Below are 11,047 nucleotides of genomic sequence, written 5' to 3'. Positions count from 1 at the left end.
TTTATGGATTTTGAGAAAATAACTGATGCTCTATAACCTATGATCATCAACAATTTCTAAGATAGTTTGAGCGCCGTAGGGTGCGCATCGCGCACCTTTCCACGGTGCCGAACCGACAAGAGCCCGACCCGGGTGCGCATCGCGCACCTGGGTCGGGCTCTTAATAGCCTATGAACACTAACAATTTCAAAAATATTTTGAGTTTAAAAAGCGGGAACCGGCAATTAGCAAAAAATGGCTTTTTTCGACAGCCTAGCACGGTGCCCTAATCTCAAGACCAAGCAAGCAATCATTCATTCATGAAGTCTTTTTTACGAAAATATCATTCCATTTTTTTTATTCTCCTTTCTTCCGCAGCCTTGACTGCCTGCGACGACACCGAACGTAAAATGAACGAATATCTCGAACAAGGCAGACAATTCTCTCAGTCGGGGGATTATGAAAAAGCCCTTGCGGCTTTCGAACAAGCCCTGGAACTCAAGCCCGACCAAATCGAAGCCTTATTCGAATCGGCCGAGTCCTCGTTAAAATTGGGCGATGTGCAGCACGCTGCAGACCGTTACCGGCATGTCATCAATGCCGATCCGAAACATTTGAAGGCCCGCGTGAAACTCGGACAAATCTATCTGTTGGCCGGTCAAGTCCAAGAGGCCGAAGCATTGATGAAACAGGCGTTGGCGATCGATGCCGAGAGTCCCGATGCCTTGGTCTTGCAGGCTGGGATTTTGGCCGCGCAAAATAGTAGCGATGCCGCGATCGTCAAGGCGGAAGCCGCACTCGCGAAAAGGCCGGGTGATGTTCCTGCCGTATTGCTGCTTGCATCGCTCAAGGCCAAATCGGGCAAACTGGATCAAGCGATCGAGTTTGTACGCGGTTATGCCGATCAAAATCCCGACGATACTTCGTTACGCTTGATGCTGGTCAATCTATACGTCAAGACTCAAGCTTTCGACAAGGCCGAAAAAACACTCGAAGACATCATTAAAATCGAACCGAAACCCTTGTTGCACCGTAAGCGATTGGCTTTGTTTTTGATCGAGCATAACCAACTCGACAAGGCTGAAAGCGTATTGCGCGATGCCGTTATCGATTTACCCGACAATCGGCAGGCGATTCTCAATCTACTCGATTTCCTAACCGAAAAGAGGGGGCCGGAAATCGCTGAAGCCGAACTGATTCCGTTATTGGAAGAATATCCCGACGACTTTGTTTTGAAGTTCGGCTTGGTTAATTTGTATCTGGCGCAGAATCTGACCGATAAAGCCGAGCAAGCGTTATTGGAAATCGTCGAGGCTGACCCTTCCGGCGTTCAGGGCGTCAATGCCGAAAATCGCTTGGCAAGGCTTTACGCCAATACCGGACGAAGCAGGCAAGCCGCCGAATTGCTCGAATCCGTGTTACAAAAGCAGCCTAAACAAAGCGATGCCTTGATTTTGCGCGGCGAGTTGGCGCTCGCCGAAAACCGCTGGACCGATGCGATAAAAGACTTGCGCGAGGTGTTGGCGGACCGCCCGAACGATGTCGCGGTATTGAAGTTGTTGAGCACCGCCCATCGGCTTAATCAAGATCCGGTGCCTGCGCTGGAAAATCTTGAAAAAATCGTGCAATTGCAGCCGACCTACGAGAATGCGAGGCTTGAATTAGCCGAATTGTTGCTCACTACCGGTAATCCCGGCAAAGCCGTCCAGCAAATCGGCGCGCTGTTGCAAGCCGATCCTAATCATAAAAAAGGACTCGAAGCTTTGTTCAAGATTTATTTGTCTCAACGGCAATGGGAGCAAGCCCGCCGAGTCTCGGATGCCGTTCAGCAAGCCTTTCCCGATGAAGCGACGGGGTACTATTTGGCCGGTTTGGCTTACCAAGCCGAAGGTGATTCCGAAAAGGCGGTCGAGCGTTTTGCCGATGCGTTGGTCAAACAACCCGATGCGATCGAGCCGTTGACGCAATTGGTCAATATCCAGCTGCAATTGAAAAAGCCGGACCGCGCTTTGGTCAAGCTTCAAGAAGCCTTGAAGCGGCAACCCGAGCATTTTGTCGCTTACAACCTGATGGGCGGCGTGTTGGCCGCGGCGGGCAAAGCGAACGATGCGGTCGCCGCATTCAATAAGGCGATCGATATTAAGTCCGAGTGGGAAAATCCGTACCGCAATTTGGCCGGTATTTATCTTAATCAAAACCATAAAACCAAAGCGGTCGAAGTTTTGAAAAAAGGCATCGAAAATACGGCATCGACGACCTTGACCGGCGACTTAGTCGCGATTTATCACCGCGACGGCGCTCATGATAAAGCGCTTGCCTTATTGGAGGAAAATTACCGTATGCAACCGGCTTCGGCGGTGGCTTTAAATAATTGGGTCCGTTATTTGACTGAACTGGGCGACGATAGCGCAATATTGGAACGTGCCGCCAAATTGGCCTCACCGCTGGCGAAAACGGGGCATCCCGATATGTTATATACGGTCGCCGTGCTGGCCTACAAGCAAGGCAGTTACGAACAAGCGAAAGAGTTGTTGTTGAAAGTCACCTCGCTCGCGCCTGAATCGGCGATCGCTCAATACCGGTTAGGTATGGTGTATTTCAAACAAGGCGATCACAAACGGGCGAAACAGCATCTCGAACGGGCCGTCGGCAAAGACGACAAATTCATAGGCATCGAGGAAGCCCAGCAGACCTTGAAAGCGCTCGAGGATGTTTAAATTTTCCTGATTGCTGTTACCCAAGCTCCAGCTTGGGTAAGCTGTTCTCAGGAAGCTCTAGCTTCCCGACGATCAAGGAAGGTTGAACGAGCGAGTCGGGGTTGATTGCGTTTGTTTCGGTCACTGGAAGCTGGAGCTTCCGGGGCGTGTTTCCCAAGCCGGAGCTTGGGAAAGAGCGAAAATCTTAAGGCCGTTCGGCAGGTGGCTGAACGGCATTTCGTTTATCCTAAAAACTGTTGGTTTGATCCGCGTCAAGGTTGTTTCGTTTTCGCAAACTCGTCAATAAAAGAATGCCAGAGAAAAATAAGCTAATACCGGCCGGTAATGGCACTGCGGCGGAAGGGCCTAGGCCTATTGCTACATTATCTAAGGCCCAGGGTGCCTCGACAAACGAGAAGGATAGGGGCGAACCAAGCAAATGGTTTGGCCCGACATTAGCGCGGATTCCACTACTAGTAACTGATATTCCAAGGTTGTTCATATTGATTGCAGATAATACGTCTTTGCCTACAGTAAGTGTTGCGCTATAACTATTCCTTATATCGCCGATATCACTTCCTGCGGATAATGTTAGCGAGCCTCCAAGTCCACCTATGACAGCATTGGAGCCTAACATTAGAGTGTCCATGCTCCACATTTCAATTGTCGGCGCTCTGAGGGTTGTATTGTCGATCGACAACGAACCGCCGGAAGTTATCGATATTTTACTATCGGACTCGATTGTGCTGTCATACAGAGAAAAGCCCCCGGAACAGCCGAGCGAAACGGATTCGAAAAACGAAACCGTTTGAATGCCGGAACAGTTCATCGATCCGATGTTAACGATCGATATGGCATGGGCTTGAAACGACGCTAGCATCAATAGAAGTAAGGAAGACCGGCTCATTATCAACTCCTAGTATGTAAATAGGGCGGATTTTAGCGAGCCTTTATGACATTTCGGTTAAAGACCGAATCAATCTATTTCTGAGGCCGGTATTGTCAGGATATGCATAAAGGATTGGAGCTAGCGGCGCTAAAAAAATGGTTTTCGAAAAGATTGCAATCCGATGGAATACGATAATCGCCAAGTAATTGTTCAGACCCTGCATCCAAGACAAGTTGACAACTTGGCCTCCCCTTTTAAAAAAGGAGGATTATGCTGTTACCCAAGCTCCAGCTTGGGTAAGCTGTTCAGGAAGCTCTAGCTTCCCGACGATCAAGGAAGATTGAACGAGCAAGTCGGGGTTGATTGCGGTTGTTTCGGTCACTGGAAGCTGGAGCTTCCGGGGCGTGTTTCCCAAGCCGGAGCTTGGGAAAGAGCGTGATGCGGGTTGGTCGTTTTTAGCTTGACGCGCATGGCTTACGAACCCCGTCCTGCTAGGGATATGCTGGTCTTTGGTCTTTAGCTGTAGAAACTTGCTAATCAGGTAATTCTTTGCCAACCGAATTGCAAAAAACATCATTACTGTATTTATGCTTCAAGCAGCTTTTGAATCCTGAATTCCAGTTCAGGATCATGTCCGAACAAGCATTCGGCTAGCCGGCCTTCTTTGTTAATTAGAATGCTGGACGGCGTGCCTTGCAGATCGAAAAGTTCGAAGGTTTCGGCACGGTATTTAAGGCCTTCAAGGTAAAAGGCTACATTTTGCCGGATTTGCTTACGTTGCAGGTCGCTTTGTTGCTCGAAATCAGGAATACGCGAATTTATGAACTCGGTAATATCTTCATCGGTGAAGTTTGCCCTGCGTTCGATCAAGCGGTCCATAGCCAATGGAAATGGGATCCGATAGGAAAGCTTGCCGTCATCCAGCAAATCATGTTCGGCCAATACACGATAAGTATGCCCGATGACCTGTTGTTGATTAATCAAAAGCTTTAAGTTGTCCAGCGTGTTTTTATCGAAATCTTCGAAAGCCGTTGATATACCGATGACCGTCAGGCCCTTATCGGAATATTTTCGATGCATTTCTATTGCCTGGGGCAAGCCATAGAGGAAGCAACCGGGACAGTTGAGCTGAAAGACTTCGATCAGTACGACTCGCCCGATTTGCTGTGTTAAGTCAATGGGGTTTCCCTGTACCCAATCGGATACGGGCAAAAGTGGAACGGTTTGGCCTATTCGTATTTTATTCATCATCATTATTTACCCGAAGATGTTGTTACAGTTTCGGACTCGCAAAACAAGATTTTTGGAGTGTGTGTTTCGTTTCGACCATCGTTGTCGAAAAAGGTTTTGTTGACGAGCTTTTCGAAACCGGCATGCAAGAGAGTTCAAGGTTTCTCTAGCCGGAGTTTGGAAAACAGCGAAGTGGAGGCTGAATACTTACAAATCAATTTATTTTCCGAGTCTATAATGTTGGTTATACGGGAATCACTCAGAATTTCTCAAAATCAGTCAATTCAAGTCAGGAATAAGGCAATGAATCCACGTGTTAGAGCCTCGAATAAAGAAATATTCGGTTGGGCGATGTTCGATTTTGCAAATCAGGCGTATACCTTGCTCATTGTAACGGTCGTCTTCGGTGATTTATTTACACGGGTGATCGTCGGTGACGCGCCCGATTATCGGCTTGGTAATCTGCTTTGGAGTGTGTCGTTGGCGACCGGTTATTTGGGCGTCGTGATCTTTTCGCCGATAGCAGGGGCTGTGATGGATTACACAGCTAATAAGAAACGTTTTTTATTCGGTAGTTATCTATTGACGGTGTTCAGTACGGCAGCGCTTTATTTTGTCGAGCCGGGTTTGGCGTGGTTGGGCGTATTATTGTTGATTATTTCTAATTTCGCATATTCAATCGGCGAAGCATTTATTGCGGCATTTTTACCCGATCTTGGCCCGCCCGACGATTTGGGCAAAATTTCCGGTTTCGGTTGGGCGCTCGGTTATGTCGGCGGTATGGTTTCGGCGATATTTGTATTGCTGGTGCTCGGTGAGGTCAGTGCCGAAAATTTTGAGAGCATTCGTTGGGTAGGTCCTTGGGCAGCGGCATTTTTTTTGGTCGCGGCGATCCCGACCTTTTTATGGGTCAAGGAGCGTGGCGTGCCATGTCCGTTACCGCCTGGAACGGGATATTTTCGTATCGGTATCGGCCGTGTGCGAAATACGGTTGAACATATCAAGGATCACCGCGACCTAGCGGTAATGTTGGTGTCGATTTTTTTCGCGATGAGCGGTATATATATCATCATTACGTATGCATTCATCTATGGTGCGCAAATTATCGGTTGGGACGAAGAGGTCAGAACTTGGATGTTCATTATTGTGCAGATTACCGCAGCCTTAGGGGCGGTGGCATTCGGTTTCATACAAGATAAATTGGGTGCGTTGTTTACTTATCGGCTGACTTTGATATTGTGGATATCGGCAATTGCGATGATTTATTTGACCCCTGTGTTTACTGAGATGATGCGGTCTCAGTTCAATGTCGCTTGGCAAGCGCAATATGTTTTTTTATTCGTCGGTAGTGTTGCGGGGTTGAGTCTGGGGTCTTGCCAGTCGTCGACTCGAACTCTGGTCGGTTTGTTCTCGCCGTTGTCGCGTTCCGCCGAGTATTTCGGTTTTTGGGGTTTATCGATGAAGTTGGCAGGCATGTTCGGCTTAATGGCAATCGGTTTGTTGCAGATTTTGGTCGGGCTGAAAAGCGCGATCTTGTTTTGCATTGTACTATTTGGCGCGGCTTTGTATTTTAGTCGACAAGTAAGCGAGGCAAACGGGCGCGCGGCTGCCGAGAAGGCGGACCGGGAGTGTGTTTTATAATTGGAATTAATACCACGGATAATAAAAACGAGGACGATAGCGGTAGTATCCGTAAGGATAAAAGCCCCATGGATAAGGTCCGTAACCGAAACCGGCGCCGAAATCGCAGCGGCAATCCCTTTGCGTGCGTTCCGGCCAACGATGAACCGTTTGGATTTCGACGACGGGGACGGTCAGTGATTTGTTGCCGATTTTAAGCGTATCGCTGCCTTTTAGTGTGCCGGCGGCTGTGATTTGGGTATTTTTACGGTAAACGGCAGGGTCGTAAAATTCGGGAGTTTCCAGTATGAATCGGCCTGAGGTTTCTTGGTCGGTTTGCGGTCTTCCGAATCTGTCTAATGGGTAATGAAGAATCTGTAGTCGGCTAAGGTTTTCCTCGTTGTCGACTTGGATGATCGTACCGCCCCAGCGTACTCGGTAATTTTTATAGGTATCGATTCGATCGACGGTTTCGGTATATTGAATGTCCGGAACCGGCGCGTTTTGTATCGCTACGGGAAGGCTGGAACATCCCGGTAAGATGAATGCTGAAAAGAGGATAAACCATTTCATAGCCTGGGCTCACGGAGTTTATTGATATTTGTTTCAGACCTTTTTTTTAATGCCAAATTCATTTTAGACTGATTTTCTTATCATTCCGAGGAGTGAGTTTTTACGATTTATACCTTTCGTACTTCAAATTTCGGCAGTGCTGGAGGAGGCCTCGGGGTGCTCGTAAAGGCTTTGCCAGCATGGAGCTGGCATAGAGCCTACATGGACGTATTTACGGCGTTCTTTAACGGGCACCCCGAGGCCGAATTTTCATCTACGATGAGAGTATATAAGCGGACGCCGTTTCAGGGTGTTTGGTAGCGGTTTTTAAGGGTTTAAGTAAATAAGATTCATAAAACCCTTGTAAACAGTTAATATAGCTGAATATTCAAATACGATTCTCGTGTTGGAATCGTGTCGAATGATGGTTTTTCCAGGCTGTTTTATCGTAAGTATTCAGTCCCTGAGTTATTCCCTCAAAACGCTCGTTCCCATGCTCTGCGTGGGACTGCCGCGGTAAAAAACTGTAGGGAATGTCTGGTCGCTCTTGTCGGGATTATCGACCTCTGGGGACGCAGAGCGTCCCGGGATGCATTCCCACGCAGAGCGTAGGAACGATGACGATTTGTAAACAGCTAATATGGCTCAATATTTAAATACGACTTTCGCGGTGGAATTATGCCGAATAATGGCTTTTCCATGCTGTTTTATCAAATTATTTAATCGACTAGGATCAATTGCTATGAAAAATGTTGGTTTATCTTCTTTACGGGCTTTGAATTTAAGTCTTATGTTGTTTGCCGGTTCGATAGGTGTCGCGGGGCTTTCCGGTTGCGCTACGGTCGGTAAGGATTTTGCCGCATCGCGGGTGATGGATCTGAAAATCGGCGAGACGACTCAAAATCAAGTACGGGAAATGTTTGGTCAGCCATGGCGGATGGGCATGGAAGACGGTCGTCACACTTGGACGTACGGAAAATATAAATATTCGTTATTCGGACCGGCCGAAACAGAGGATTTGGTCATTCGCTTTGACAATAACGGCATTGTTCGGTCGTATACCTTCAATACCAGTAAAAAATAAGGAATATGTACAAAAAACTTCTACAAGCATTACGCATTGTGGCGGTTCGGTGACTCGCTTGACAGGACGCCGTGAATACTTCCATGTAGGCTTGACGGCGGCTTTCCCTGCCGCCGACACCTGTCAATCGAGCCACCGAACCCCCTTCCAACAGTTATCGAATTTATTTCATGCTCATTACCAAGCGCCGATGATATGACAGCGCCAATCGAGATCACACATCAAAAACTGGTTGTTGCGGTATCATCCCGGGCTTTATTTAACTTGGACGAGTCGCACCGTATCTTCGAGACGGAAGGCAAGGAGGCTTTTTGTCGTTACCAGATCGAGCATGAGGATGAGATTTTGGAGCCCGGTTTCGGTTTTGCATTGGTGAAGAAGTTTCTGGCGTTGAACGCCATCAGCAAAAGCGGCCCGATTGTCGAAGTGATCTTGTTGTCTCACAACAGTGCCGATACCGGTCTTAGAATTTTTAATTCGATTGCGCATCATAAACTCGATATTTCCCGCGCGGCGTTTACTAGCGGTGTTTCGCCTTACGAATATATTCGGGCGTTCGGTGCGCATTTGTTCCTTTCGTCGAATGCGGTCGATGTCGCTAACGCCTTGGCGGCCGGCTATGCGGCCGCGACGATATTGTCGGGTTCTTCGCTGAAAAAGTCTCATGATCAACTGCGTATCGCGTTTGACGGCGATTCGGTCTTGTTTTCGGACGATTCCGAGCGCATTTATCAAGAGCGCGGTCTAAGCGCATTTACCGAAAACGAGTGTAGCCAAGCCAAACAGCCATTGCCCGGCGGTCCTTTCAAGGAGTTTTTGAGTACATTGCATCGTATCCAGGCTCAGTTCGACCCGGATGCCGTGCCGATTCGAACGGCTCTAGTGACTGCAAGGGGAGCGCCGGCTCACGAACGGGTGGTTAGGACGCTTAGACTTTGGGGGGTCAGAATCGATGAGGCTTTGTTTTTAGGCGGCATGCCGAAAGGTCCTTTTTTGGATGCTTTCGGTGCGGATATCTTTTTCGACGATCAGCAAGGTCATTGCGAATCGGCGGCCCAGCATGTTACCGCTGCCCATGTGCCGCACGGTGTCAATAATCGGAAACGATCCGATAATGCATGAAATGGTCGTTTTCTTCGATGAGTTTTTTCAGAAAATATCGGCTTTCGGGCCGATCGGAGCGTATGAGTTGATCGCCGGTTGAATATTTGCCGGGCGGTAAAAAGGCGGAGCTATCCCGGTTCGGTACTTCGATCGTGATTGCCTCGAAGTGATTCGACAGGCTCTGAATTGAAATGGATTTCGGCTCGCCGGGAATTGTTTCAATGAGCACCTGCTGAGAGGGCGATGTGTTGCTGAGCGATTCGCGAATGATGCCGAGTTTCGGTTTGGTTTGTTCGTTATAGATGAGTATCGGTCGGCCGGTAGCGATGCCGTCTTGTTTCGCATGACCCAAATAATAGTTTGGAATTTTAGCCTGCTGTAAATGAATCCGGTCCGTTACGATACTTTTGTCCGGTCGTTGCGATAAATTCATGTGTTGAGGGCTTGCCGACTTAAAGTCGCTATCCAAAGGTGTGAGTTCCAAGTCGCGAATCGATGCAGCGGGGGCGGGTTGACCGCTTATGCGGTTGATTTTAAAAATTCGTTCCAGACGCTTTAAGCTTGCGCTTATCGCGGTTAAGCCGATTGCAAAGTAATGCACCTTCGGTTTCGATAGCATGATGGAGTCGAGTATTTCCTGATGCCCGCTTAGTTTTTGTCTTAGCTTAAAAAAATAACCGTCATGAGTTTCGATTTCCGGAGCAATTTCGAGCAAGTGCCGTGAGACGGCTTCGATATCAAAGACAAGCCCGGTTCCTTCCGGATCGTTCGGAAGAATCTTTCGCGGTTTATTTTCGCAAGTGTCCCAGTAATAAGTGTTGGTTGAGTCAAAAGTATTTTCGATTTTGATCAGTTCTGCGCATTTTCCGGCGAGATTGTAATACCAGGAGATGCGTTCAGGTGAGGCAGGGTAGGGCTCGAATAACGCGAATAATAGATTGCGTTTCAACACCAATACAATCGATTGAAGCGGTTTAAATGCTTGAACCTTGGTTGAAATAGCCGAATGAAATAATTTTTCTTCAACGGCGATTCGATAGAGTTCGGCCGTTTTTTGCCAAAGCGTCATTGACTGGCGTTCGGAAATCAATGTGTTCATTCGCATCGTTAAACCGGCCAGTTGAAGCCCAGAGTAAATGGCATGGGCCTTGCGGTCTTGGGTTAAGGGTTGATCGATTGCGGCATGACAATAGGCGAGACAGTGGCTTCGTAAAAGTTGGCTTCCGAGTCTTGCAATCTTGCGGGACTTAGGATTAACCGAACCTTCGGCAGCAATTGCAGGTACGAGTAATGAGTAAAGTTTATCGGAAACATGAAGGATCGATGGGCTTAATAAATCGAGTGTTGATAGCAGGTCGCTGTCGCCTATACCGATGCGGTAAAGAATTTTTAAAACCGCATAAAGTTCCATGCCGGATGATATCGCATCGAGTTCGCTGAGTTGGCTTAACCATGAGCTAACCGATTCCGTCTCAAGTGAAAATGGTAATGATTCAGCTTTTTTCATTGTAAGGATCTCGGTCATTTTTTTAATAATTGTAATCGGTGTAGCTATCTTCGTTGAGAAAATGTTCGCAATTCGACTTACTGGTAAATAATTTATAGAGAGAATATACCCTTCGTAGATCAAAATTCGGCGCCGGGGTGCCCGTCAAAGGATGCCGTGAACCCAGCACCTAAATTCTATAGTCCATTAGCCTGAAAAGAACAGTTGGCATGTGTTTTAGACCGTTCGTGCTGAGCCAAGTCGAAGCATGAAGGGTAGTTTGAGGCTCTCAACTGCTCTTTTTAGGTGTAGCTATGGTTAACTATCTTGGATAATTTAGGTGCTGGGTGAATACGTCCATGTAGGCTTTATGTCAGCTCCATGCTGATCCCTCGCCTAGCGTTAGG

Annotated in this window: 8 protein-coding genes; 5 read left to right on the top strand and 3 right to left on the bottom strand. The window is 47.8% G+C overall.

The genetic code is table 11. The features are described 5' to 3' along the window. The first annotated feature begins 359 nt into the window (after window positions 1-359). Both ACINK7_RS15240 and ACINK7_RS15235 read left to right on the top strand, forming a co-directional pair. Window positions 360-2,696 (top strand): DUF6584 family protein, encoded by a 2,337-nt coding sequence (locus ACINK7_RS15240; protein ID WP_404356494.1) that lies wholly within the window; start codon window positions 360-362, stop codon window positions 2,694-2,696. Between the two features lie 626 nt (window positions 2,697-3,322). Further along, window positions 3,323-3,487: a hypothetical protein gene (locus ACINK7_RS15235; RefSeq protein ID WP_404356492.1), complete on the top strand. Its 165-nt coding sequence runs from the start codon at window positions 3,323-3,325 to the stop codon at window positions 3,485-3,487. Window positions 3,488-4,149: 662 nt separating this feature from the next. Here the strand turns inward: ACINK7_RS15235 and ACINK7_RS15230 are convergent. Next, window positions 4,150-4,818, bottom strand: coding sequence for a peroxiredoxin family protein (locus tag ACINK7_RS15230; protein WP_404356490.1), 669 nt, complete (start codon window positions 4,816-4,818; stop codon window positions 4,150-4,152). Window positions 4,819-5,097: 279 nt separating this feature from the next. Here ACINK7_RS15230 and ACINK7_RS15225 point away from each other — a divergent pair, with 279 nt between their 5' ends. After that, window positions 5,098-6,435, top strand: a complete 1,338-nt coding sequence (locus ACINK7_RS15225; RefSeq protein ID WP_404356488.1) for an MFS transporter — start codon at window positions 5,098-5,100, stop codon at window positions 6,433-6,435. A gap of 6 nt (window positions 6,436-6,441) precedes the next feature. On the opposite strand, the gene ACINK7_RS15220 is transcribed toward ACINK7_RS15225, so the two are convergent. Further along, a complete protein-coding gene (locus tag ACINK7_RS15220) occupies window positions 6,442-6,987 on the bottom strand; it encodes a Slp family lipoprotein (RefSeq protein ID WP_404356486.1) in 546 nt (181 codons plus the stop codon). Between the two features lie 721 nt (window positions 6,988-7,708). On the opposite strand from ACINK7_RS15220, the gene bamE reads away from it, so the two are divergent. Both bamE and ACINK7_RS15210 read left to right on the top strand, forming a co-directional pair. After that, on the top strand, window positions 7,709-8,050 hold the full coding sequence (bamE, locus tag ACINK7_RS15215) for an outer membrane protein assembly factor BamE (protein WP_404356484.1): 342 nt from the start codon (window positions 7,709-7,711) through the stop codon (window positions 8,048-8,050). Between the two features lie 195 nt (window positions 8,051-8,245). Beyond that, window positions 8,246-9,172, top strand: a complete 927-nt coding sequence (locus tag ACINK7_RS15210; RefSeq protein ID WP_404356482.1) for a 5'-nucleotidase — start codon at window positions 8,246-8,248, stop codon at window positions 9,170-9,172. Here ACINK7_RS15210 and ACINK7_RS15205 read toward each other — a convergent pair. Next, a complete protein-coding gene (locus tag ACINK7_RS15205) occupies window positions 9,141-10,661 on the bottom strand; it encodes a hypothetical protein (RefSeq protein ID WP_404356480.1) in 1,521 nt (506 codons plus the stop codon). The two genes, ACINK7_RS15210 and ACINK7_RS15205, sit on opposite strands and share 32 nt — an antisense overlap. Window positions 10,662-11,047: the final 386 nt, after the last annotated feature.

The sequence above is a fragment of the Methylotuvimicrobium sp. KM1 genome (assembly GCF_044788715.1).
In the GTDB taxonomy this organism is placed as follows: Bacteria; Pseudomonadota; Gammaproteobacteria; order Methylococcales; family Methylomonadaceae; genus Methylotuvimicrobium.
Note: the sequence above shows the minus strand (reverse complement) of the source record. Positions and strands in the feature narration are given on the sequence as shown.

Bases quoted from the DNA above. Each gene is read 5' to 3' on its own strand.
- ACINK7_RS15205 (WP_404356480.1), bottom strand. From the start codon at position 10,661: ATGAAAAAAGCTGAATCATTACCATTTTCACTTGAGACGGAATCGGTT.
- ACINK7_RS15230 (WP_404356490.1), bottom strand. From the start codon at position 4,818: ATGATGATGAATAAAATACGAATAGGCCAAACCGTTCCACTTTTGCCC.
- bamE (WP_404356484.1), top strand. From the start codon at position 7,709: ATGAAAAATGTTGGTTTATCTTCTTTACGGGCTTTGAATTTAAGTCTT.
- ACINK7_RS15220 (WP_404356486.1), bottom strand. From the start codon at position 6,987: ATGAAATGGTTTATCCTCTTTTCAGCATTCATCTTACCGGGATGTTCC.
- ACINK7_RS15225 (WP_404356488.1), top strand. From the start codon at position 5,098: ATGAATCCACGTGTTAGAGCCTCGAATAAAGAAATATTCGGTTGGGCG.
- ACINK7_RS15210 (WP_404356482.1), top strand. From the start codon at position 8,246: ATGACAGCGCCAATCGAGATCACACATCAAAAACTGGTTGTTGCGGTA.
- ACINK7_RS15235 (WP_404356492.1), top strand. From the start codon at position 3,323: ATGCTCCACATTTCAATTGTCGGCGCTCTGAGGGTTGTATTGTCGATC.